The following is a 23,772-nucleotide window of genomic DNA, read 5'->3' on the forward strand; positions in this document are numbered from 1 at the left end:
CCTGCCTGATTAACTTTTTAAACTGAGTTTACTCTACGCGGTTCTTATCGTACTTTTGTTTCCTATTAAATATCTAAAAAACATAACGTTGTCTAGCAATTCAACACGAATAATTTTCATACTAAATCAGTAAAATAATATAAAAAAGCCACTAATAAGTGGCTAAAAGATGTTGAACAATAAATAAAATAGACTAGGTTTTTATTTTGGATACTTACTCCAGCTTTCTGGTTCAATAAAACCATCATAAATACGCTGTGAGCGAATATAATCTGCATATTCTTTTGATTCAAAAGCATCTTTTAAATCTTTAGCCCATTGAGAATCAAGGTTTTCCTGCATCACAGTAACAATAACACGGTGTTCCAAAGGTGAATCTTCTACCACCAATCCATCCGCTATTCTCTGCCCTGCACTCGCAACATAATTTCCATTTACCACAACAAAATCAACATCATCTAATAAACGTAAACCTTGTGCTGCATCTGTTTCTCTAATATCAAGCTGATATTTCGCTGGTGAAATATCATTCACACTAAAACTTAACGTACTAACATCAGGTTTAATTTTAACCCAGCCCAGTTGCTCTAAAATCCTAGCCCCTCGTTCTGCATTAACAGGGTCGTTCGATAACGCAACAATCATGCCATCTCTGACTTCATCGAGTGATTTATGTTTATTTGACCGCAAACTTTGTGGTGCACTAGGAGAGTCGGTCAGCGCTACCATATTAATATTATTTTTTTTATTATAAGCATCCATATAAGCGCGACTTTGGTTAACAGATGCATCTATTGATCCCTCTTCAAAAGCAGGGTTTATTTGCCTATTTTGTGAAAACTGACGCAAATTAACGGTATAGCCTTTCTTTTCTAGAATAGGGACAATACCTTTCTCAACTTGGTCAATATAATTTCCCACGCCAAAGCCTATCGTAATGTGTTTTTTATTTGGATTATTTTTTTCATTATTATCGCCACACCCAGCAAGTACGATTACCGCTGTAGCCATTAACGATAAATTTATTATTTTTTGTTTTAACATAGATAACAACCCTGTAAAGATATTTTGGGCAGTATAATCATAATTTGTAAGTTCTACTTAGATCATATCGTTATACCTTAATACAAAAGTAATATAACAATCTATTTTAATTCTTTTTTGCTATAAGGATATAACAAATAGATCGTTCGGTTAATGATGAGCTTGATATGTAATAAAGGAGATAAAAAAACGTTTAAAAAAAGTGAGTTACTTTATGACTGTTTTCAATGATGATTTAATTAATTACCTGACTGATTTAACACCAGACTCCAATTTAGCTAAAATTCGCGAAGAGCGCGCAGCAGCAACAGATAATACTCAAGCTTGTTTCAATGCTATTTTTTCTGTGCCATCTACTTTGCTTTCAAATGATGTGAAATATTATTTTGCTTATCAAGTCGCTGAACTAACGGGCAGCCCACGCCTTGCGAAATTCTATTTTAAGTTAGCTGGGTCTGTGCCAGAAATAACTCATTCCCTCCCTTTTCAGGCCGCTAAAGAATATCTACAAATATTAACTCAATCACCTAAAGAGACAAATTACCATTTAATTGAACCATTAATTGAACATGGTTGGGGCGAGCATGACATTATTTTACTGGCGCAGTTAGTGACTTATGTCACTTACCAAGCCCGCCTCATTGAGGGCATATTGTTACTTTCTGGTAATAGCGATAGTACAACTCACCCAAATAAAGTTGTGGCTGGTAAATGGAATCAACAACCAATAACTCAGCAAGGCCGGCCATCACCAACAGCTTTTACTCAAGACAATTTAGGTTGGGAACCATGGCTATCGGCAAGGCTGCCAGACTCTTTATCCGCCGAAGAAGCACAAACCATGAAAAAATTCGGCCAATTAAATTCAGAATATTTTTTACTACTTGCTCACCAAAGCAAAATTTTAGAATTACGCACATTAGTTGACCGCGGAGTATTTTACACAACGGATGGCCTTCCTCGTTGGGAGCGGGAATTTGCTGCCGCTGTTGTGAGTAAAGTCAATGGCTGCATTTACTGTGCTTCCGTTCATGCACGAAAAGCAAGCCAATATGCTAAGGCACGCCGTCCCGACGTTGAAAAACTATTATCGACAGCGCCAGGCTCAATACTTGCCGAAGGTTTTGATGAAAGATTAACCGCGATCACGGATTTAGCCGCATCTTTGTCTGCAACACCAATTCAAGCAGATACGCAGCAAATTGAAACCCTACGAAAACTCGGTTTATCCGAACTTGAATTGCTTGATCTGATTCAATCTAGTGCTTTCTTTTCGTGGGCAAACCGTCTCATGCTGTCCTTAGGTGAACCATTTGAAATTACAGAAGATAAGGAGTAATTAAATGGCATTACCTATCGGCTTAGATGCATTAGAGGCACAAGTAAAACAAGATCTGCAATATCTAAATTTACCTATTAGCTCCTGGTCGTTATCAGGAAATAATAAACATAAAACACAAGTTGATGTGGCTATTATTGGTGCTGGTATGTCAGGGATTACCGCGGCGTTTGCACTTAAGTTACAGGGTATTGAAGCTATCGTTTTTGATCAGGCTCCCATTAGAAAAGAAGGCCCATGGCAAACACCTGCGTTGATGGAAACACTACGCTCTCCAAAACATGTTGTTGGCCCAGCCTTAGCTTCTCCATCTTTAACCTTTCAAGCTTGGTTTAAAGCGCAATTCGGTGTCCAAAAATGGGAAGAACTCGATAAGATCCCTCGTTTACAATGGGGGGAATATCTACAATGGTTTAGAACCATGACAGAACCTTATGTCCTAAATCAGTATCAATTAATTGATATTTTACCAACTAATGATTACCGCGAATTAATATTTGATACGCCTGAGGGCAAAGTCACTTATCAAGCGTTACATGTCATCTTGGCGACAGGAATGGAATCATTTAGCGAAGCTAATATCCCAAGTTTTATGGATAATATTCCTACCGCTTATTGGGAGCATTCATACGCAGGCTCCGATTATCGCCGTTTTAAGGGGCTAGATATTGGTGTTGTCGGCTATAGCGCAGGCGCAATGGACAGCTCTGCGACCGCATTGGAAAATGGCGCTAACTCGGTCGAGATTTTAATTCGAGCAAGTGATATGCCACGCGTAAACCGAGGTAAAGTAGCTGGTAGCCCAGGTTTTACTAACGCCTATAGCTATTTTACCGATGCACAAAAATGGCACTATGCTGACTATGTCGCTAAAGCAAAAACGCCCGCTCCACATGGTAGTACACTACGCGTATCGCGCCATAAAAATGCTTATTTCAACTTTAATACTGAAGTTAACTTTGTTGAGTTGAATAATAAAAAATTAGATATCACCACAACGAGTGGCAAATACACCGTAGATTATCTAATTTTAGCAACTGGCTATCGTATAAATTGGTCTAAAAATAGCGCTTTCAACCGACTCACTCCTCTGATTAAAACATGGGGAGATGTTTTCATTCCCCCTGCTAATGAGCAAAATTCAGAGTTAGCATCACACCCTTATTTAGGCAATCACTTTGAATTAGTCGCTAAAAATAGTAATGATAACCATAAAATCAATCAGTTATATTGCTTTAATTTATCAGCGTCACTCAGTATGGGACCTGTTATTGGTTTAATTCCTGGTACTAATGTCGGCGCTGAGCGATTGGCTGGGCATATTGCCGCAAAATTATATCTTGCGCATCGCGAACAACATCTTGAATTAGTCAAAACGAGCCAAGAGGCTGAATTATTAGGTGATGAATGGCGAGCTGCCTCTCCTCAATCAGAGCGTATACAACTAACTGATAATGTGGAGTAAATTATGATTACCTTTCAAGATGTACAGAAGATATATGAAAAAGATGGGCAATCTTTAGTTGCATTGCAAGGTATTAATTTGCATATCAATCAAGGGGACATCTTTGGTTTTATTGGTTATAGCGGCGCAGGTAAAAGCTCCCTTATCCGCTTAGTTAATCAATTAGAAAAACCTACTAATGGCGCCATCATTATTAATGAGCAAAATATTGCGCACCATACCCCTGCTGAGATACGTGCGCATAAAAAAAGTATTGGTATGATTTTTCAGCATTTCAATTTATTAGAAACTAAAACTGTCGCACAAAATATTGCTATGCCTCTGTTACTCTCAGGCGTCGATAAACAAGAAATCAATCGTCGAATTGATAATATTCTTGAATTTGTAGAGCTTAGCGATAAGAAAAACCAATACCCGGGGCAGTTATCTGGCGGGCAAAAACAACGCGTTGGTATTGCCCGAGCACTCATCAATAACCCACAAATCTTATTATGTGATGAAGCGACCTCAGCACTCGACCCACAAACAACCCGTTCAATTCTTCAATTACTAAAGAAAATTAACCAAGAGCAAAATATTACAATTTTGCTTGTCACCCATGAAATGGAGGTTATCGAACAAGTTTGTAACCGTGTTGCAGTTATGGAATCAGGCAAAATTGTCGAAGAAGGTACAGTGCTCGATATTTTTGCAAACCCACAACATCTGACAACACAAAAATTTGTTGGAACCGTTTTGAATCAGGAGATCCCCGAACGTGTTCTCCATAATTTAGAACATCAACAAGATGTCTACCGATTAGAGTTTTTAGGGGCTTCCGCTCAAGAGCCTGTTGTGAATGAGTTGATACTGAAAAATATCGTCAAAATCAATATCCTGTTTGCCAACATGAAAGAAATCAGCGGTGTAGTACTAGGGAGTATGTTTGTACAAATTATTGGTGACAAAGAAAAAATCAATGACGCAATTTTGTTTCTTCGTCATCGAGGGGTCGCAGTCAATAAGGGGGCATTATGACACCATTATTCGAAACAGCTTTAACAAGTAAACAGTTTCTACTCGCCATGTCCGAAACATTTACTATGGTCAGTGTTGCCCTCATTTTAGGAGCCGTATTCGGTATTTTGTTAGGAATATTGCTCGTAGTGACTCGGCCTGGAGGTATTTGGGAAAATAAATCCATTTATCGGATTGTAAACCCAATTATCAATGTCATTCGCTCATTACCTTTTATTATTTTATTGGTCGCAATGATCCCATTAACGCGTTTTATGGTAGGCACATCAATAGGGACAACAGCAGCAATAGTGCCTTTAGTCATTTTTATCGCCCCCTATACCGCTCGCTTAGTCGAAAATTCATTGCTAAGTGTACATTCAGGAATTATTGAAGCAGCAGACTCTATGGGAGCAACTAATTGGCAAATTGTTTGGCATTTTATTTTACCTGAAGCAAAATCATCACTGATCCTTAGTCTAACAGCTGCAAGCATTACTTTAGTTGGAGCAACTGCAATGGCAGGGGCCGTCGGTGGCGGTGGTGTGGGTGACTTAGCGCTAAATTATGGTTATCAAAGATTTGATAATGTAGCAATGGCCATAACGGTTGTTACATTGATAATCATTGTACAAAGTATGCAATTTATTGGTGATTATTTAGCTAAAAAAGCACGATATCATTAACTATAGATAATACAGATAACACTGGAAGCAAGTATATATTACCGGTCAGTTAGTAATTAACTCATCCAGCATTATCTATGAATCAGTGTTATTTATTATTTATCTATTATTAAGTTAAATAGTTTAGTTCCGTATTTATATAATAATAAAATAAAAGCCCAACTCGGGCTTTTATTTTTAATATCATTCGATATGAGAGATAAATAATATAATTATACTCTTTTTGAAATACGCACATCAGTGCATTAATTTATGTTCTTAATTGAAACAATTAAGAATAAAAATTAAATTAAGTTTCATTTTGAGACAAAATAATTATTTGTATCATACAAGAGTATAGATTGAATCATCAAATCCTTTTGTGTCCCTTCTCTCATCTATATGTTCGTCATCTTGTAGTATTTCACTAAAGAATTCACCCATATTGACGTCTAATATTTTTAGTACGCGAACAAGACAATCTATGTCAATACGATTAACGCCACGCTCGTAACGAAATAATTGCTGCTCACTGATATCTATCTCTTTGGCTAACTGAAAAACCGTATAACCTTGAGCTTTTCTTAGTGCTTTAATTTTTTGTCCAACTGCACAAGCGACAGGATATTTTGTATTCATAAACATTCTCGCTTCAATTTATATTAATGAAATAAAAGTCTGCAGATAGTTAACTGCATTTTTTATTTTTATCTTTATTTAATTTGTGTAACTTTGATAAAGCTAAAGACGACTCAGCCAATATCGGAAAGAATGATATACTAGCCTTCTAATTACTTTCAACTAGTCTTAAAATGACATTGCAACTATGTAACAAATCATTTCACACTCTTAAAGTAACAATAAAATATTGTAATATCAATCAATTATAATGATTAGGACTCGTCGGTTTATGCCTATCCCCTTCAGTCACTTGGCTGATATCAGAATATTAATCTAAAAAAAAACCTTCACACCGATGTATAACCTGAAAATAAAGGAAATAAACAGAATAATTTAACACTGTAACATTATTAATGATATTAAAGTAGTACAGGCACTTGGAAGTGAAAATATGAGCATATTTGCTAGTTTTATGTAAAAAATAGTAAAAACAATAAATTTTACCTCTAAAACTATTTGGTAATATTAAACATCAATGAGTTACAAAAAGCACCATTCTGTTACAATTAACCAAAATGCTAAATTTTTAAAGCAGCAAGGTAAATACCTACCAAATCATAACTATCAAGATAACAAAACATTAACGTTAAAAAAGTTTATTATTCACTTTACTTGATGAACATCACAAAATTATGAATAAATAATGCTAATTGATAATCTAAATTTAATATTGTTATTTTTATCGTCCCAAGAGCATGGTTGGAATTAAATATCAAAAAATAACACTCAAACAGAGTTTAACTTCAGATGATAATATCATTGCATTATTGCATAATTAAGACAGATAGTGAAACTCGATATCCCACCTTATGTTACTACAATACTATTATTTTAATTAACCAATGCTTATTTAAGCCTATCAGATTATCTATCATTATTGCCAACCTCTCCAGATAAAAAATACAATTATGACTTTACATCAAATGGTTATGTAATTTTTAAGATATTGTCTCTAACCATGCAAAAATACTGTTTCAATGTTCACCTACATTTCAACAAGTTTATCTTATGTATGGTGAATAAACATTGCAGATGCCGGTTTTATTCCATAACCGCTATCTTCAAGATCAAAGTACTGCTTAGCGACTGAGCATTTACGGGACGGTGAATTGGCTTGAATTGCTGTTGAGATGGTGGGTCGTGCAGGATTTAAATTCTACGAATTTAGCCTGCGGCCTGAACCTGCAACCAGCTTGCCGAGGTATGGATGGCGACTGAGCGTTTACGGGGCGGTGAATTGGCTTGAATTGCTGTTGAGATGGTGGGTCGTGCAGGATTTAAATTCTACGAATTTAGCCTGCGGCCTGAACCTGCAACCAGCTTGCCGAGGTATGGATTGGTGACTGAGTATTTACGGGGTAGTGAATTGGCTTGAATTGCTGTTGAGATGGTGGGTCGTGCAGGATTTAAATTCTACGAATTTAGCCTGCGGCCTGAACCTGCAACCAGCTTGCCGAGGTATGAATTGGTGACTGAGTATTTACGGGGTAGTGAATTGGCTTGAACTGCTGTTGAGATGGTGGGTCGTGCAGGATTTAAATTCTACGAATTTAGCCTGCGGCCTGAACCTGCAACCAGCTTGCCGAGGTATGGATGGCGACTGAGCGTTTACGGGGTAGTGAATTGGCTTGAATTGCTGTTGAGATGGTGGGTCGTGCAGGATTTAAATTCTACGAATTTAGCCTGCGGCCTGAACCTGCAACCAGCTTGCCGAGGTATGAATTGGTGACTGAGTATTTACGGGGTAGTGAATTGGCTTGAACTGCTGTTGAGATGGTGGGTCGTGCAGGATTTAAATTCTACGAATTTAGCCTGCGGCCTGAACCTGCAACCAGCTTGCCGAGGTATGGATGGCGACTGAGCGTTTACGGGGTAGTGAATTGGCTTGAATTGCTGTTGAGATGGTGGGTCGTGCAGGATTCGAACCTGCGACCAATTGATTAAAAGTCAACTGCTCTACCGACTGAGCTAACGACCCATCTGAATTGCTTGAATTGTTTGTTTCTTTAGATGGTGGGTCGTGCAGGATTCGAACCTGCGACCAATTGATTAAAAGTCAACTGCTCTACCGACTGAGCTAACGACCCATCTGAACTGCTTGAATTGTTTGTTTCTTTTAGATGGTGGGTCGTGCAGGATTCGAACCTGCGACCAATTGATTAAAAGTCAACTGCTCTACCGACTGAGCTAACGACCCATCTAATTTCGTATTTTTAATGCGAGTAACAAATGAAGTGGTGGGCGATAGCGGGCTCGAACCACTGACCCCCTCCTTGTAAGGGAGGTGCTCTACCAACTGAGCTAATCGCCCACTTCATGACTTATTCCACATTTTCATAAATAATTGGTGGGCGATAGCGGGCTCGAACCACTGACCCCCTCCTTGTAAGGGAGGTGCTCTACCAACTGAGCTAATCGCCCAATTATTTATTTTCATCGTCAACGGTGGTGGGCGATAGCGGGCTCGAACCACTGACCCCCTCCTTGTAAGGGAGGTGCTCTACCAACTGAGCTAATCGCCCCGTCGTCGATGGAGGTGCATTATAGGGATACTGAGTTCTGAGTCAACGATTTTTCAATAGATTTTTTTCGTTCGTTGCAAAAATAATCAAGATGTTTCAATATTCGCCATAAAAGCTGCCTTTTTAATCAATTACCTATATATTTCACCCTTATTTTATCGCTCAAAAAAGTGAAAATTGTTTTCCTCCACATTTATTTTTATTTTTATCGGCAAAATAATCATTTTCTTTCCTTCTATTTTGATAACTTGATTGAGGAATCACTACAGGATGATAGAATAGAGTCACATTTTAGCAATGCTTATAAATATCACTAGCCAGAACGTCCTGCACAAACCCTATTTAATGATGTCTTGTTTCAGTTCTTCGATTGGCTAGCGAGCAAATAAGCAATTCAAAAACAATGTTTTGCAATTAAGGCAATCTCGATGAGTAAAATCAAAACCCGTTTTGCACCTAGCCCAACTGGCTATTTACACGTTGGTGGTGCTCGTACTGCTCTGTATTCCTGGTTATTTAGTCGCCACAATCAGGGCGAATTTGTCCTGCGTATTGAAGACACCGACTTAGAACGCTCAACTCAGGAAGCTATCGATGCCATTATGGACGGTATGAACTGGTTGAATTTAAATTGGGATGAGGGTCCTTATTATCAAACTAAGCGTTTCGACCGATACAATGCTGTCATTGACCAAATGTTAGATGCAGGTACTGCATATCGCTGTTACTGCTCAAAAGAGCGTTTAGAAGCGTTACGTGAACAGCAAATGGCAAACAATGAAAAACCTCGCTATGACGGTTGCTGCCGTGATCACGCTCATAACCACACTCCTGATGAACCTCACGTTGTTCGTTTCCGAAACCCACAAGAGGGTTCTGTAATTTTTGATGATAGGATTCGTGGGCCAATTGAATTTAGCAACCAAGAACTCGATGATTTAATCATTCGCCGTACAGATGGTTCACCAACTTATAACTTCTGTGTAGTTATTGATGACTGGGATATGGAAATCACTCACGTGATCCGCGGTGAAGACCATATCAATAACACGCCTCGCCAAATTAACATCCTAAAAGCATTAGGTGCACCAGTTCCAGAATATGCACACGTTTCAATGATTTTAGGTGATGACGGTAAAAAATTATCAAAACGCCATGGTGCAGTAAGTGTTATGCAATATCGTGATGATGGTTATTTACCTCAAGCACTATTAAATTACTTAGTTCGCCTAGGTTGGTCCCATGGGGATCAAGAAATTTTTACTGTTGATGAAATGAAAGAGTATTTTACTCTAGATGCGATCAGCAAATCAGCAAGTGCGTTTAATACAGATAAACTGCTGTGGTTAAACCATCACTATATCAACACACTACCTGCTGAAGAAGTAGCGACTTACCTTGCATGGCATATTGAACAGCAAAATATCGACACGAGTACAGGTCCTCAGTTAGTTGATTTAATTAAGCTATTGGGTGAACGTTGCAAGACCCTAAAAGAAATGGCCGAATCTTGTCATTATTTCTATCAAGATTTTGAAGAGTTTGATGCCGATGCGGCGAAAAAACACCTACGCCCTGTCGCTCGTCAACCATTAGAAGTAGTTAAAGACAAACTGGCTGCAATCACAGACTGGAATGCTGAAAATGTCCATAAAGCGATTGAAGCTACCGCTGAGCAACTTGAAGTCGGTATGGGGAAAGTGGGAATGCCTTTACGTGTCGCTGTAACAGGTGCAGGCCAATCACCAGGCCTTGATGTTACTGTTCATGCAATTGGCCAAGCACGCTCTATCGCTCGTATTGACAAAGCACTCTCCTTTATTAGTGAACGCGAAGCAAGCGCACAATAATAAAAACTAAAGTTTAAAAGCTCCATGTTATTTATTAGGCATGGGGCTTTTATTTAGATATGTATTCATGCCATATAAAAAATGACTTAACCCACCCATACCAATCAATTTAATCTAGGTGCTCTACCATTACGCTCAAAGCTCTTAAATAAAAAATTAGCCTAGCGGAAATAAGGAAAAGCAGCCTATCTCATCAAGCGCTTTAAATCATAACTGCAACCTAACCGTGCCAATTAGCCACTTCAATCATTTGAATTAACTGATGTTTGCTTTATATTTAAGCAGTCAGTGTCAAAACACCATTATTTGATTGACACTCCCCCTAGCCTTGAATATCATCCCAACGTCCAAAAGAATTGTATTTGGGGCTATAGCTCAGCTGGGAGAGCGCTTGCATGGCATGCAAGAGGTCAGCGGTTCGATCCCGCTTAGCTCCACCATCTAATTCCCTGTTAGGTGGCATTAATACAACATCAAAATTATTCTATTGGGGCTATAGCTCAGCTGGGAGAGCGCTTGCATGGCATGCAAGAGGTCAGCGGTTCGATCCCGCTTAGCTCCACCAATAATTTCCTCTGATTACTCGTTTCTTCTTACTAACATCGCTTGTTTTTTCATTAATGTCGTAAAACATCAATTTACTTTTACCTCATTTGCACTCCATTATATTTAATACTTACTACATTATTGTGCTGTATAACCACCATCAATAGGAATAAATGCGCCTGTCATAAAGCTGCTTTCATCTGATAATAAAAAGGCGACCACATTAGCAATTTCTTCCCTTGTCGCCATCCTGCCCATTGGGTGTGTTGAAGACATCCATTCCTGAGTTGCTTGCGGTAACCTCTCAATATTAGGCGTTTGTACATAACCTGGGCCAACAGCATTAATACGAATATCTTTTTGCGCATTCTCTAACGCCACAGAGCGCGTAAGCCCTAACACTGCATGTTTTGCCGCCGTATAAGGTGCAATCCCTGCGATCCCTGTCACCCCATTACAAGCAGATAAATTGACAATCGCTCCGCCTCCACTACGCAAAATACTAGGGATGCTATATTTTAAACCATGGAACGTCCCCGTGATATCTGTTGCAACCACATCATGCCAAGCCTTTAATGGGTAATCCTCTACATTGACACCATGTGGGCCAGTGATACCCGCATTATTCACCAGATAATGCAAAGCACCGTACTGCTGCTCAATTTTTTCAATCGTTGCTTTGAAATCTTGCGCATTTGCAACATCCATTTTGATAGTGCTGATGCGTTGACCCGTTGGATCTATTTCTTTCGCAGCTTGTGTTAATGTAAGCTGATTGCGCCCTGTTATAACAACAGTCGCTCCGAGGGAATGTAATTTCTGAGCAATACCAAAGCCAACGCCTGTTGATGCGCCCGTTATAAGCGCTATTCGGTCGTTAAATTTCCCCATGATGTACCTCAATTATGATTAACTAAAGTTAACTATAAACAATTAACTTTAGTTAATCAATGTATCGTTTTATCTAAAAAGTCAATGTATACTTGAGTGATTGAATATTAAGGAACATTTTTTATGTCAGATGCTCTTGAAGATGCGCTTTCATTATTACAATGTACATTAGTGGCTCGCAGAGCGAGCTTTACCCCCGAGCAAATAACTTGGGGCCAATATGATGTACTAGAAATATTAAGGCTTAAAGGTGATTTGACGCCGAGCCAATTAAGCCAATCCCTTGGACTTTCCCGCCAAAATTTATCGAAATTTCTTCGAGTCCTAAAATCCTATGATTTTGTTGAACAGTATCAATCTGAAGAAGATAAGCGGGAACTGATCACCCACTTAACAAGAAAAGGGCATGATTTCTTACAACGTGCAGCCACTGGCCGTGCTGAAAATGCCTTAAAGGTTAAAACAGTATTAACTCAACAAGAGCAAGAACTGTTTATTAATTTGAGTAAGAAAATTACTGATTCCCTAAGCCACAAATAGCCTTAGCTGCTTAACTGCGTTTAAGTGGCTTCACAAGGCCTTCAAGCCCTTCAATTTTTAACCCTAAGGTCATTTCCATTAATTGCCCTAAACGCCCCGCAGGGAACTCTCCTTTCTTATAGAACCAAAGTAAATATTCCTCTGGCAAATCTATTAGCACACGCCCCTTGTACTTACCAAACGGCATATAGGTATTTGCTATGTCGATGAGATCTTGTTTTTCCATTTGTTCTCTTACATTTTTAGTGTTGTGTCTTTGACTGCGTTTTATCTGTTCTTTTAACAGTTTTCTTTTTTATATGAAAGCAAAACGGCGCTCATTTGAACGCCGTTTTGCCAATTTAACACTTTTTTATTGATTACAAAACTAAGCCAACAACAGCTGCCGATAGGAAGCTCACTAATGTTGAACCGTATAATAGTTTCAAACCAAAGCGTGCTACTGTATTACCTTGTTTTTCATCTAACCCTTTAATTGCACCAGCAATAATACCGATAGATGAAAAGTTAGCAAAAGAGACTAAGAACACCGATAAGATACCGACAGAACGTTCTGATAAGCCACCAGCAATCGCTTGTAAGCCATCCATTGCGACAAACTCATTCGTGACCATCTTAACTGCCATGATGCCGCCAACTTGTAAAGCTTCATCCGCAGGAATACCAAGGACCCAAGCAAATGGATAAAACACGTAACCTAACATCGTTTGGAAATCAACGCCGAATACTGCAGAGAAAATACCATTAACCATCGCAATTAGGGCAATAAAACCAATCAACATAGCTGATACTATAATTGCGACTTTAAACCCAGCAAGGATATATTCGCCTAACATTTCAAAAAAGCTTTGCCCTTCATGCAAATTGCTCATTTGGATGTCTTCTTCACCTTCTGGTGGGTACGGGTTAATTAATGATAAAACAACGAAAGTACCAAACATATTAAGCACTAATGCCGCGACCACAAAGCGAGGTTCCAACATGGTCATATAAGCACCAACGATAGACATTGATACAGTAGACATTGCGGTTGCCGCCATGGTGTACATTCTGCGCTCTGACATTCTATTGAGTTGGTCTTTATACGCGATAAAGTTCTCTGACTGCCCTAACAATAATGAGCTTACTGCGTTAAATGACTCTAATTTCCCCATACCGTTCACTTTCGATAATACAGTACCGATAATGCGGATCACGATAGGTAAAATTTTGACGTGTTGTAAAATACCAATTAATGCAGAAATAAAGATGATTGGACACAAGACTTGTAAGAAAAAGAACGCTAAATTGCCCTCAATCATGCCGCCAAAAATAAATTTCGTCCCTTCCGCTGCATAGCCTAGCAAGTGAGTAAACACCCCTGCTACACCCATTACAAAAGATTCGCCGATATTAGATTTTAAGAAAAGGTAAGCCAACGCAATTTGAATAACAAGGAGTTGAATAACATAGCGGGGGCGGATCGCGCTACGGTTACTACTTGCTAAAATTGCAAGAGCAGCAATTACTACTAAGGATAAAACGAAATGCAGGATCGAGGTCATATGCGACTCCAACAAATTTAAGAATCAGTCTATGTGCATATTCTATGTAATAGACAACATTTAAATGAGACGGTGGTCACATTAATATGAAAGCTTACTAGGTGTATTTTGCAAAAAGAAGAAGGCGGTCACGTTTCAACTATGACAAAACCCTGTAATCACTTTTTTTTGCACAGAAATCTTAATGAAAATTTAAGTTAAGGCTTACAACGACCTAAGTATTATTTTGTTGCTTACCACCTTGTAAGCAACAAAATTAGATTGAATATAGTTCACCATTAAATATTCAGCAAACGTATTAACTCATTTTCATCTATAACCTGAATACCCAACTCATTCGCTTTCACTAATTTAGAACCTGCCGCTTCCCCTGCAATCACCATATCCGTTTTCTTAGAAACACTTCCAGCCACCTTTGCACCTAAAGCGACCAGCTTGTCTTTTGCTTCATCGCGGGTTAATACACTCATTGACCCAGTTAATACCACTGTTTTGCCAGCAAATGGACTATCAATTTCAGCACTGTTCACGACCTTCACTTCTGGCCAGTGAATATTAGCCTTAGTAATCAGGTCGTTAATAACGGCTTGGTTATGTTCTTCGCGGAAGAAATTCACGACATGTTTCGCCACCACATGACCGATATCTTGAACAGTTTTCAGTGACTCTTCGTCTGCACACATTACCGCTTCTAATGTTGCATAATGCGCTGCAAGATTAGCCGCAGTAGCTTCTCCAACTTCGCGAATACCTAATGCATAAATAAAACGTGCCAGTGTTGTTTGTTTCGATTTTTCTAGTGCAGTGACTAAGTTTTGAGCTGATTTAGGCCCCATACGGTCTAAACCAGTTAAAATACCTGCACTCAATTGATAAAGGTCAGCTGGCGTTTTGACATATTCTTTTTCAACCAGTTGATCGATAATTTTATCCCCCATGCCATCAACATCCATGGCACGACGAGAAACAAAGTGTTTTAAAGCCTCTTTGCGCTGTGCGCCACAAATCAACCCCCCAGTACAACGCGCTACGGCTTCGCCTTCAATGCGTTCAATATCAGAGCCACAAACAGGGCAATGGGTTGGAAACACGATTTCACGGCTATTAACAGGACGTTTTTCAACCACGACACTGACAATTTGCGGGATCACATCCCCTGCACGGCGGATAATAACGGTATCACCAATGTGAACCCCAAGACGTTCAATTTCATCGGCATTATGTAGCGTCGCATTGCTCACGATCACCCCGGCAACTTGCACAGGTTCAAGACGCGCAACGGGCGTAATAGCCCCAGTACGCCCGACTTGGAACTCAACGTCTTTCAATTGAGTTATTTGTTCCTGAGCTGGAAATTTAAATGCCGTAGCCCAACGTGGCGCTCGTGAAACAAAGCCTAATTCCTCTTGAATAGCAATTGAGTTGACCTTGATAACGACGCCATCGATGTCAAAACCAAGACTTGGTCGAGCTTGTTCTATTTCGCGATAAAAATCTAATACAGCTTGCGAGCCAACACACAATTGAACATAGTCACTAACAGGCAAACCCCACGCTTTAAACTGCATCAAACGCCCATAATGAGTATCAGGTAATGTTTCTCCCTCAACAACCCCAACACCATAGCAATAGAAAGTTAATGGCCTTTTCGCTGTAATGCGTGGGTCAAGTTGACGTAAAGAGCCCGCTGCGGCATTACGCGGATTTGCGAATACTTTGCCATCTGTCCTACGCGCTTCTTCATTCAATGCTTCAAACCCTTTTTGTGGCATAAAGACTTCACCACGGATCTCCACTCGATCTGGGATATTATCCCCAGTCAAACGCAAGGGGATAGCTCGAATGGTCCGTACGTTGGCAGTAATATTTTCACCAACCGTCCCATCTCCACGCGTCGCAGCCTGTACTAGCTCACCATTTTCATACAATAAACTAACTGCTAGCCCATCAAGCTTTAATTCGCAACAGAATGTAAGCTCTTCATGGTTTTTTAAGCGGTCTCTAACACGTTTATCAAAAGCTAAATAACTCGCTTCATCAAAAACATTATCTAATGACAGCATTGGAATTTCATGGCGAACCGTTTCAAACGCCGATAAAGGCGCAGCACCAACCCGCTGAGTTGGCGAATCACTCGTAATAAGCTCTGGATGCGCCTCTTCTATACTTTTCAGACGTTGCATAAGTTTATCGTATTCAACATCTGGAATTTCGGGTGCGTCTAATACATGGTACTGATATTCATGATGACGTAACTGTTTTTTTAATTGGTCTATTTCTTGCTTGGTAGTCATGATCACACTCATTAAAGATAAAAAACCCCCAGTTAAGGGGGCCTTTATAAAACGATTATTTAGTTTAACGTGCTTCTGATCCGCGCGTGGTACACCTCTATTTTTTGAGGTGTGAGCATCTTGCGCTCATCATCAAGCACAACACCACCCGCATCGGATGCGATACGCTGAGCGGCTTGTAACATCAATTTGAAATTCTGCCCTGCATCACCATAAGATGGCACCATCATAAACATGGAAACACCCGGAGTTGTGAAATCAGACATCGTTTCAGGATCAAAGGAACCTGGTTTAACCATATTGGCTAAACTAAATAATACAGGCCCAGTACCCGACGGGTTGACATGACGGTGGAATATTTTCATTTCACCAAACTGGAACCCTGCTTGAAGGATGCTTTGCAATAATACTTCACCTTGTAGCTCTTGCCCATGATGAGCTGCTACATGAAGTACCAAAACTGTCTCCTTGCTATTTGTTGTAGCAGAATCTTCCTGCGGCTCAGCTTTCGTTTCAGTGTTCGCCGTTGTTTGTTCATGTTGTATCGACTGTGGCTCTTCTTTCAGGTTATTTGAATCAATGTGTGGCTCAATCGCAGTAGGCCGCACAGGTTGGGTGCTAACTTGTGGCTCAGTAACTGACTCATCATTCATATTGATAGTCAATTGCTCTGGAGCATGAGAGGGTTCAGTGCGTACAGTCACCACAGGTTCTTCATTAGCCAGATGTTCAGAAGCCGCCGCCAATTTAGGTTCAGGCTCAACCGGAGCTACTGGCCGTATGTTTGGCTCAACTTGAGATTCATTTTTTGCTGAATCAAGTGGGTCTGCTACTGCGGGTTGAATCGCCCCCTGCTGAGTGGGTTTGTCCTCAGTAAATAATACAGAATCATCATACTCAGATGATTTATCCTGCGTTTCGCTTTTTCGACGTTTTACCGGTCTGTCGCGAAATAACGTTGACCGCTCTTTACGGCTGGTCCATAAACCATGCAGTAATAAAGCGACAATGGCTATCGCACCTACGACCACTAATATCAGACGCAAATCCTGCATCGCTGTTATCTCTAGTTGATGAATGATTATGCCAACACGGCGGAAACTACCTTAAGATTATTTCTCAATTGCTCTAAGTGCAACCCTCAGAACGATTTTCTTACAAGAAAGAGAATATTCCGCTTTCGTTTGCTGCTTTTTTAAGCAAATAATGGCTAGTCAGCCTAGTTTCATACCTATATGATACATAGTCAACCGAAAAGGAGAGAACAAGAAGTATGACCCAATCGACATTTTCGCCACAAAAAGACCATTCTGGCTTTTATTATTTTACACAAGGGTGGCGACTAGTTACACGTCCTGGTATTAAACGCTTTGTCATTTTGCCCTTATTAGCAAATATTATTTTCTTAGGAGGTGCTTTTTGGTGGTTATACACTAAGCTTGGCGGCTGGATAGACCAAGTGATGAGTTATATTCCGAGTTGGCTACAATGGCTTGATTATGTGTTTTTTCCATTAGCGGTGATTTCTATCTTATTAGTTTTTACCTATTTTTTCAGTACCATTGCAAATATTATTGCAGCCCCATTTAATGGTTGGTTATCTGAAAAACTAGAAGCCGAACTGACAGGGAAACCCGCTCCTGACACAGGAATGGCGGAACTACTAAAAGATGTTCCACGCATGATAAAACGTGAGTTTGTGCGTATTGGTTATTATTTACCCCGCGCACTTGGTTTATTGATTTTATTTTTTATTCCGGGTATTGGCCAAACCATAGCACCTGTTTTGTGGTTCCTATTTGGGGCTTGGATGATGTCAATTCAATATTGTGATTACCCATTTGATAACCATCGCGTTGGCTTTAGTGAAATGAAACAAGCGCTTGCGAAAGAACGCATGAGAAATATTCAATTTGGTGGCGTCATCAGTTTACTCATGATGCTACCTTTCGTAAATTTAGTCATCATGCCTGTTGCTGTCTGCGGCGCGACACTCATGTGGGTTGATAGGTATCGCGGACGTTACGCCCGTTACTAAGTATTTTCTAACCGATAAGCGCAGGCTTCATCGCCTGCGCATGCCAACACACACATTCACACCATCAATTTTTTGCTTTAATTTCATTCTTAGAACAATTAGATCTAAAATAGCATTTTGTTATAAGCTTATATTCAAATCATATTTGCATTAATTTGTTGTTCACGTATGTTGAATTCATATTATTTTTTGTCTTGACTGAGTGACACAATTTTACTCGCTAACCGATTTTTAAGGATATCCCATGAGCAAAATCTATGAAGATAATTCGTTGACCATTGGACACACTCCTCTTGTGCGTTTAAAGCATTTTGGTAATGGTAATATTTTAGCAAAAGTGGAATCACGCAACCCAAGTTTCAGTGTAAAGTGCCGTATTGGCGCTAACATGATTTGGGATGCGGAGAAAAAAGGTATCCTAAATAAAGATAAAGAGTTAGTGGAACCAACGAGTGGTAATACTGGGATTGCTCTTGCTTATGTTGCCGCGGCTAGGGGGTATAAATTGACCCTTACAATGCCAGAAACCATGAGTATCGAGCGCCGTAAATTGCTCAAAGCCTTAGGGGCTAACCTTGTCCTTACTGAGGGTGCAAAAGGCATGAAAGGCGCCATTGCTAAAGCTGAAGAAATTGTCAATAGTAACCCTAAAAAGTACCTTTTACTTCAGCAATTTAACAATCCTGCCAACCCTGAAATTCACGAAAAAACAACCGGCCCTGAAATTTGGGAAGATACCGACGGTAATGTTGATGTCGTCGTTGCGGGCGTCGGAACAGGCGGTACTATCACAGGGATTGCAAAGTATCTAAAAAATACCAAAGGCAAAGAAGTTACCATCGTTGCTGTTGAGCCTGAAACTTCCCCAGTTATCACCCAAGCATTGGCAGGTGAAGAAATTAAGCCAGGGCCTCATAAAATTCAAGGTATTGGTGCTGGTTTCATCCCCGGTAACTTAGACCTAAAACTACTCGATAAAGTCATTCAAATCAGTGATGATGAGGCAGTTAAAACAGCCCGTGAATTAATGGAAAAAGAAGGTATCCTTGCGGGTATTTCATCAGGCGCTGCCATCGCAGCCGCAACAAAAATTGCTGCAGACCCTGCATATAAAGGCAAAAATATAGTCGTAATTTTACCTTCATCAGGTGAGCGTTATTTATCAACTGTTCTGTTTGCTGACATTTCTGCTGACTAACATAATTTCGTTGCAAATTCGTTAAAAAAGCACCTTAAAGGTGCTTTTTTTGTGGTGCAGATCAAAGTTTAGCACGGATGGAGATGATTTCTAATTCGGGGTTTAGTATTAAACATAGTAATTATTTTGCACCTCGAAATTAATCACTTTTTAGTCACCTCCACCGCAAACATCTGGTAGTTGCAAAGTGGCTAAAAAAACATAACTTCAGAGGCAAAAACTGAAAAAGGGTTGATACCGCACAAAGTAGGAAACCTTTTTGCAAGTTAATAATCTAACTATACGCAAACCTAGTCTATTTCATCTACAATAGGCTGGGTAATTAAAAAAACTAAAGTTATTGAGGAAATACTATGTTCCAGCAAGAAGTCACTATTACGGCACCAAATGGTCTACATACTCGTCCTGCAGCTCAATTTGTGAAAGAAGCAAAAGCATTCTCTTCTGATATTTCTTTGATTTCTGGCGGCAAATCCGCTAGCGCAAAAAGCCTGTTCAAATTACAAACTTTGGGTTTAACTCAAGGTACAGTGGTCACCATTTCCGCTGAAGGTGAAGATGAGAAAGAAGCCGTTGAACATTTAGTTAAACTGATGGGCGAATTAGAATAATTTCGCACGCAAGAGAAACGTCTTACCGATCTCATTCGCTGTCCCTGAATGATATCATTCGGGGATATTTATATAATCGGTATAACCATAGCGGTCTCTGCAATATCAGAACTCCTAGCACTAGCAGCAGTAAGGTAATATTATGATTTCAGGAATTTTAGTATCCCCGGGTTTTGCTTTTGGTCAGGCTTTAATCCTCAAAGAAGATCCTATCGTTGTTAGCACAAAAAAGATTGCTGACGATCAGGCAGACAAAGAAATTGCACGCTTTATTGAGGGTCGTAACAAATCAGCCGAACAACTCACTTTAATTAAAGAGAAAGCCGAAAAAAATCTTGGAGCCGAAAAAGCTGAGATTTTTGAAGGTCATATTATGCTGCTAGAAGATGAAGAGCTTGAACAAGAAATAATCTCTTTGATTAAAGGCGACAAAAAAACGGCTGATGCTGCCGCCTATTCCGTTATTGAAGACCAAGCCCAAGCACTTGAGTCCCTAGATGATGAGTATCTGAAAGAACGTGCTGCCGATGTACGCGATATCGGTAAGCGCCTACTAAAAAATATTTTAAATATTCCAATTGTTGATTTAAGCGCTATCGACAAAGAAGTGATTTTGGTTGCTGCTGATTTAACGCCTTCCGAAACCGCACAACTGAACTTAGATAAAGTTCTGGGTTTTATCACCGATTTAGGTGGTCGTACATCACACACCTCAATTATGGCTCGTTCTCTTGAGTTGCCTGCTATTGTCGGCACGAGTGATGCAACCAGTAAAATTAAAAATGGTGATTTTATCGTATTAGATGGTGTAAATAACACTATCTACTTAAACCCATCAGAAGCTGAAGTTGATAAGTTAAAAGCTTTCCGTGATGAATATCTGCAAGAAAAAGAAGAGCTCGCAAAATTAAAAGATTTGCCAGCAATCACACTTGATGGACATCAAGTTGAAGTCTGTGCAAATATTGGTACTGTACGTGATGTCGCAGGGGCTGAACGTAATGGTGCAGAAGGTGTTGGCCTCTATCGTACCGAATTTTTATTTATGGATAGGGATTCATTCCCAAGCGAAGAAGAACAATTCCAAGCATATAAAGCCGTTGCAGAGTCAATGGGCAGCCAAGCTGTTATTGTTCGTACAATGGATATTGGTGGTGATAAAGACCTGCCGTATATGAATTTGCCAAAAGAAGAAAACCCTTTCCTTGGTTGGCGTGCAATTCGTATTTGTCTTGACCGCAAAGAAATTCTACACTCACAATTAAGAGCTATTTTAAGAGCGTCTAAATTTGGTAAACTGCGTATTATGTTCCCAATGGTCATTTCCGTTGAAGAAGTTCGTGAACTAAAAGCAGAACTTGAGATACTAAAAGCTCAATTACGCGAAGAAGGCAAAGCCTTTGATGAAGCAATTGAAGTTGGTGTTATGGTGGAAACACCAGCAGCAGCAGTTATTGCTCGTCATTTGGCAAAAGAAGTTGATTTCTTTAGTATTGGGACGAACGATCTAACTCAATACACTTTAGCGGTTGACCGTGGTAATGAACTGATTTCTCATCTTTACAACCCAATGTCACCAGCTGTCCTAAACTTAATTAAGCAAGTGATTGATGCATCACATGCAGAAGGTAAATGGACAGGGATGTGCGGGGAACTCGCAGGAGATGAGCGTGCAACCTTATTGCTACTTGGCATGGGGCTGGATGAATTTAGTATGAGCGCAATATCAATTCCACGTATCAAAAAATTAATTCGCAATGCGAACTTTGTTGATACTCAGGCTCTGGCTGAACAAGCACTTGCTCAACCAACAGCAGATGAATTGATGAAACTTGTAGATACCTTTATCCAAGAAAAAACGTTATGCTAGGAACAGCACATTAGTTCGGTCCCATATAAAACGATTAGGAGAAGGTCCATGGGTCTGTTTGACAAACTGAAATCACTCGTTTCGGAAGACAAAAGTAGCAGTGGTAGTATTGAAATTATCGCCCCTTTATCTGGTGAGATTGTCAATATTGAAGATGTTCCAGATGTTGTATTCGCAGAAAAGATTGTTGGTGATGGTATTGCGATTAAACCAGCAGGGAATAAAATTGTCGCTCCTGTAGATGGTACAATTGGTAAAATCTTTGAAACTAACCATGCATTTTCTATTGAATCAGATGATGGTATAGAGCTATTTGTTCACTTCGGAATTGATACAGTTGAACTCAAAGGCGAAGGTTTCAAACGTATCGCTGAAGAAGGCCAAACCGTCAAGAAAGGTGATTTAATCATCGAATTCGATTTAGCACTGCTAGAAGAAAAAGCCAAATCGGTTCTCACTCCTGTTGTTATTTCTAACATGGATGAAATTAAAGAACTGAATAAACTAACGGGTTCAGTGACCGTTGGTGAAACAGTTATCATGCGTATAAAGAAATAGCCTAGCTATCCGCTCTATTCGCTAGACAAAGCCGTCAGGCCCTTGCCTGATGGCTTTACTCGTTCTTAGCCTGAGTTAACCTTACTGGTTAAATACCCCAGTCGATAAATAACGGTCTCCTCGGTCACAAATTACCGCAACAATCACCGCACCTGGGTTCTCTTTTGCTACTTTTAAAGCCCCTGCTACTGCTCCACCAGAACTGACACCACAGAATATCCCCTCAATTTTTGCCAAAGCCCTCATGGTTTCTTCGGCTTCTTGTTGGTTGATATCTAATACACTGTCAACTAATGAATCATCAAAAATACCGGGAAGATACCCCGGCGACCAACGTCTGATCCCTGGGATTTGGCTTTTTTCTGCGGGCTGCAACCCAACAATCTGTACATCGGTTGATTGGGATTTTAAATAACGGCTGACCCCTGTGATAGTCCCTGTTGTTCCCATGCTAGAGACAAAATGGGTGACCCTCCCCTGTGTCTGCCGCCAAATTTCTGGGCCGGTTGTTTTAAAATGAGCTAATGGGTTATCTGGGTTATTAAATTGGTCTAATACAGTCCCTTCCCCCCTGAGCGCCATTTCTTTAGCGAGATCTCGAGCACCTTCCATTCCCACTGCGGTACTCACTAAAATAAGCTCCGCACCATACGCTTGCATAGATGCTTGGCGCTCTTTACTCATGTTATCTGGCATCAGTAATTTTAGTTTATAGCCTTTTAGTGCAGCTATCATCGCTAGTGCTATCCCTGTATTGCCGCTCGTCGCTTCAATAAGCGTATCCCCAGGTTTAATTTCCCCTCGTTCTTCAGCTTCTTTGATCATCGAATAGGCAGCCCTATCTTTCACTGAACCCGCAGGGTTATTACCTTCTAGCTTAACCCAAATTTCAGCATTAACCCCTTGAACCAAGCGCTGAAGTTTTACTAAAGGTGTATTACCGATAAACTGTTCCAGAGTTGACACTTTACCATCCTTATAATTTTTATTTATAGATAGGAGCAAATAGAAATAAGATATTACTCCAATATTAGCGCGTGAAAAATGAAATCTATTCACATTAATATTAGAAAAATAGATTATCTTTATTACCATTATTGATATAGCTAATTGATATAAT

The 23,772-nt window shown here is 39.8% G+C and carries 19 protein-coding genes and 8 tRNA genes; 13 read left to right on the forward strand and 14 right to left on the reverse strand.

What is annotated here, in order from left to right; all coding sequences use genetic code 11:
* Positions 1-201: 201 nt before the first annotated feature.
* Positions 202-1,044 carry a MetQ/NlpA family ABC transporter substrate-binding protein gene (locus tag RB151_RS13675; protein WP_048607571.1) on the reverse strand — a complete coding sequence of 281 codons (843 nt, stop codon included), beginning with the start codon at positions 1,042-1,044 and terminating at the stop codon, positions 202-204.
* A gap of 214 nt (positions 1,045-1,258) precedes the next feature.
* On the opposite strand from RB151_RS13675, the gene RB151_RS13680 reads away from it, so the two are divergent.
* From RB151_RS13680 to RB151_RS13695, 4 genes are read left to right on the forward strand one after another with little or no spacing between them, the layout of a single operon-like run.
* Positions 1,259-2,383, forward strand: coding sequence for an alkylhydroperoxidase domain protein (locus RB151_RS13680; RefSeq protein ID WP_048607573.1), 1,125 nt, complete (start codon positions 1,259-1,261; stop codon positions 2,381-2,383).
* A gap of 4 nt (positions 2,384-2,387) precedes the next feature.
* Positions 2,388-3,848, forward strand: a complete 1,461-nt coding sequence (locus RB151_RS13685) for an FAD/NAD(P)-binding protein (RefSeq protein ID WP_071548202.1) — start codon at positions 2,388-2,390, stop codon at positions 3,846-3,848.
* 3 nt (positions 3,849-3,851) lie between these two features.
* Complete coding sequence (locus RB151_RS13690) at positions 3,852-4,865, forward strand: methionine ABC transporter ATP-binding protein (RefSeq protein ID WP_048607576.1); 1,014 nt, start codon at positions 3,852-3,854, stop codon at positions 4,863-4,865.
* The gene (locus RB151_RS13695; protein ID WP_042844584.1) at positions 4,862-5,530 is read left to right on the forward strand and encodes a methionine ABC transporter permease; all 669 of its coding nucleotides are present in this window, start codon (positions 4,862-4,864) and stop codon (positions 5,528-5,530) included. Before RB151_RS13690 ends, RB151_RS13695 begins: the two co-directional genes overlap by 4 nt.
* Positions 5,531-5,854: 324 nt before the next feature.
* On the opposite strand, the gene RB151_RS13700 is transcribed toward RB151_RS13695, so the two are convergent.
* The 7 genes from RB151_RS13700 to RB151_RS13730 form a co-directional block, all read right to left on the reverse strand.
* Positions 5,855-6,148, reverse strand: a complete 294-nt coding sequence (locus tag RB151_RS13700; RefSeq protein ID WP_042844586.1) for a helix-turn-helix domain-containing protein — start codon at positions 6,146-6,148, stop codon at positions 5,855-5,857.
* 1,944 nt (positions 6,149-8,092) lie between these two features.
* A tRNA-Lys gene (locus tag RB151_RS13705) sits at positions 8,093-8,168 on the reverse strand.
* 33 nt (positions 8,169-8,201) lie between these two features.
* Positions 8,202-8,277: transfer RNA gene (locus tag RB151_RS13710), tRNA-Lys, on the reverse strand.
* Between the two features lie 34 nt (positions 8,278-8,311).
* Positions 8,312-8,387: transfer RNA gene (locus tag RB151_RS13715), tRNA-Lys, on the reverse strand.
* Between the two features lie 38 nt (positions 8,388-8,425).
* Positions 8,426-8,501, reverse strand: a tRNA-Val gene (locus tag RB151_RS13720).
* Between the two features lie 34 nt (positions 8,502-8,535).
* Positions 8,536-8,611, reverse strand: a tRNA-Val gene (locus tag RB151_RS13725).
* A 25-nt stretch (positions 8,612-8,636) separates the two neighbouring features.
* A tRNA-Val gene (locus RB151_RS13730) sits at positions 8,637-8,712 on the reverse strand.
* 428 nt (positions 8,713-9,140) lie between these two features.
* Here RB151_RS13730 and gltX point away from each other — a divergent pair.
* The 3 genes from gltX to RB151_RS13745 all read left to right on the forward strand — a co-directional run bounded on the left by gltX (position 9,141) and on the right by RB151_RS13745 (position 11,127).
* Complete coding sequence (gltX, locus tag RB151_RS13735; RefSeq protein ID WP_042844589.1) at positions 9,141-10,562, forward strand: glutamate--tRNA ligase; 1,422 nt, start codon at positions 9,141-9,143, stop codon at positions 10,560-10,562.
* A gap of 364 nt (positions 10,563-10,926) precedes the next feature.
* Positions 10,927-11,002: transfer RNA gene (locus tag RB151_RS13740), tRNA-Ala, on the forward strand.
* Positions 11,003-11,051: 49 nt separating this feature from the next.
* Positions 11,052-11,127 (forward strand) — tRNA-Ala (locus RB151_RS13745).
* A gap of 119 nt (positions 11,128-11,246) precedes the next feature.
* Here RB151_RS13745 and RB151_RS13750 read toward each other — a convergent pair.
* Complete coding sequence (locus tag RB151_RS13750) at positions 11,247-11,999, reverse strand: SDR family NAD(P)-dependent oxidoreductase (protein ID WP_071548203.1); 753 nt, start codon at positions 11,997-11,999, stop codon at positions 11,247-11,249.
* A 123-nt stretch (positions 12,000-12,122) separates the two neighbouring features.
* On the opposite strand from RB151_RS13750, the gene RB151_RS13755 reads away from it, so the two are divergent.
* A complete protein-coding gene (locus RB151_RS13755) occupies positions 12,123-12,539 on the forward strand; it encodes a MarR family winged helix-turn-helix transcriptional regulator (protein WP_042844593.1) in 417 nt (138 codons plus the stop codon).
* Positions 12,540-12,549: 10 nt separating this feature from the next.
* Here the strand turns inward: RB151_RS13755 and RB151_RS13760 are convergent, their stop codons facing one another.
* From RB151_RS13760 to zipA, 4 genes are all read right to left on the reverse strand, one after another.
* A complete protein-coding gene (locus RB151_RS13760) occupies positions 12,550-12,765 on the reverse strand; it encodes a DUF3820 family protein (protein WP_042844595.1) in 216 nt (71 codons plus the stop codon).
* Positions 12,766-12,898: 133 nt separating this feature from the next.
* Positions 12,899-14,083, reverse strand: coding sequence for a NupC/NupG family nucleoside CNT transporter (locus RB151_RS13765; protein WP_042844596.1), 1,185 nt, complete (start codon positions 14,081-14,083; stop codon positions 12,899-12,901).
* Between the two features lie 278 nt (positions 14,084-14,361).
* Complete coding sequence (gene ligA, locus RB151_RS13770; RefSeq protein WP_048607826.1) at positions 14,362-16,377, reverse strand: NAD-dependent DNA ligase LigA; 2,016 nt, start codon at positions 16,375-16,377, stop codon at positions 14,362-14,364.
* A gap of 59 nt (positions 16,378-16,436) precedes the next feature.
* Entirely contained in the window at positions 16,437-17,432 is a 996-nt protein-coding gene (gene zipA / locus RB151_RS13775) for a cell division protein ZipA (RefSeq protein WP_042844598.1), read from the reverse strand.
* 218 nt (positions 17,433-17,650) lie between these two features.
* Between zipA and cysZ the strand changes: the two genes are divergently transcribed.
* The 5 genes from cysZ to crr all read left to right on the forward strand — a co-directional run bounded on the left by cysZ (position 17,651) and on the right by crr (position 22,652).
* Complete coding sequence (cysZ, locus tag RB151_RS13780) at positions 17,651-18,415, forward strand: sulfate transporter CysZ (protein WP_042844599.1); 765 nt, start codon at positions 17,651-17,653, stop codon at positions 18,413-18,415.
* Positions 18,416-18,659: 244 nt separating this feature from the next.
* Positions 18,660-19,613 carry a cysteine synthase A gene (gene cysK, locus RB151_RS13785; protein ID WP_048607831.1) on the forward strand — a complete coding sequence of 318 codons (954 nt, stop codon included), beginning with the start codon at positions 18,660-18,662 and terminating at the stop codon, positions 19,611-19,613.
* Positions 19,614-19,966: 353 nt separating this feature from the next.
* Complete coding sequence (gene ptsH / locus RB151_RS13790; protein WP_004264876.1) at positions 19,967-20,224, forward strand: phosphocarrier protein Hpr; 258 nt, start codon at positions 19,967-19,969, stop codon at positions 20,222-20,224.
* 142 nt (positions 20,225-20,366) lie between these two features.
* Positions 20,367-22,094, forward strand: coding sequence for a phosphoenolpyruvate-protein phosphotransferase PtsI (gene ptsI, locus RB151_RS13795; RefSeq protein WP_042844601.1), 1,728 nt, complete (start codon positions 20,367-20,369; stop codon positions 22,092-22,094).
* 48 nt (positions 22,095-22,142) lie between these two features.
* Entirely contained in the window at positions 22,143-22,652 is a 510-nt protein-coding gene (gene crr, locus RB151_RS13800; RefSeq protein ID WP_004264878.1) for a PTS glucose transporter subunit IIA, read from the forward strand.
* 81 nt (positions 22,653-22,733) lie between these two features.
* On the opposite strand, the gene cysM is transcribed toward crr, so the two are convergent.
* A complete protein-coding gene (gene cysM, locus RB151_RS13805) occupies positions 22,734-23,618 on the reverse strand; it encodes a cysteine synthase CysM (protein WP_042844602.1) in 885 nt (294 codons plus the stop codon).
* Positions 23,619-23,772: the final 154 nt, after the last annotated feature.

The sequence above is a fragment of the Providencia rettgeri genome, from assembly GCF_001874625.1.
Taxonomy (GTDB): Bacteria; Pseudomonadota; Gammaproteobacteria; order Enterobacterales; family Enterobacteriaceae; genus Providencia; species Providencia huashanensis.

Coding starts and splice junctions, on each gene's coding strand:
- RB151_RS13675 (WP_048607571.1), bottom strand. CDS start 1,044: ATGTTAAAACAAAAAATAATAAATTTATCGTTAATGGCTACAGCGGTA.
- RB151_RS13680 (WP_048607573.1), top strand. CDS start 1,259: ATGACTGTTTTCAATGATGATTTAATTAATTACCTGACTGATTTAACA.
- RB151_RS13685 (WP_071548202.1), top strand. CDS start 2,388: ATGGCATTACCTATCGGCTTAGATGCATTAGAGGCACAAGTAAAACAA.
- RB151_RS13690 (WP_048607576.1), top strand. CDS start 3,852: ATGATTACCTTTCAAGATGTACAGAAGATATATGAAAAAGATGGGCAA.
- RB151_RS13695 (WP_042844584.1), top strand. CDS start 4,862: ATGACACCATTATTCGAAACAGCTTTAACAAGTAAACAGTTTCTACTC.
- RB151_RS13700 (WP_042844586.1), bottom strand. CDS start 6,148: ATGAATACAAAATATCCTGTCGCTTGTGCAGTTGGACAAAAAATTAAA.
- gltX (WP_042844589.1), top strand. CDS start 9,141: ATGAGTAAAATCAAAACCCGTTTTGCACCTAGCCCAACTGGCTATTTA.
- RB151_RS13750 (WP_071548203.1), bottom strand. CDS start 11,999: ATGGGGAAATTTAACGACCGAATAGCGCTTATAACGGGCGCATCAACA.
- RB151_RS13755 (WP_042844593.1), top strand. CDS start 12,123: ATGTCAGATGCTCTTGAAGATGCGCTTTCATTATTACAATGTACATTA.
- RB151_RS13760 (WP_042844595.1), bottom strand. CDS start 12,765: ATGGAAAAACAAGATCTCATCGACATAGCAAATACCTATATGCCGTTT.
- RB151_RS13765 (WP_042844596.1), bottom strand. CDS start 14,083: ATGACCTCGATCCTGCATTTCGTTTTATCCTTAGTAGTAATTGCTGCT.
- ligA (WP_048607826.1), bottom strand. CDS start 16,377: ATGACTACCAAGCAAGAAATAGACCAATTAAAAAAACAGTTACGTCAT.
- zipA (WP_042844598.1), bottom strand. CDS start 17,432: ATGCAGGATTTGCGTCTGATATTAGTGGTCGTAGGTGCGATAGCCATT.
- cysZ (WP_042844599.1), top strand. CDS start 17,651: ATGACCCAATCGACATTTTCGCCACAAAAAGACCATTCTGGCTTTTAT.
- cysK (WP_048607831.1), top strand. CDS start 18,660: ATGAGCAAAATCTATGAAGATAATTCGTTGACCATTGGACACACTCCT.
- ptsH (WP_004264876.1), top strand. CDS start 19,967: ATGTTCCAGCAAGAAGTCACTATTACGGCACCAAATGGTCTACATACT.
- ptsI (WP_042844601.1), top strand. CDS start 20,367: ATGATTTCAGGAATTTTAGTATCCCCGGGTTTTGCTTTTGGTCAGGCT.
- crr (WP_004264878.1), top strand. CDS start 22,143: ATGGGTCTGTTTGACAAACTGAAATCACTCGTTTCGGAAGACAAAAGT.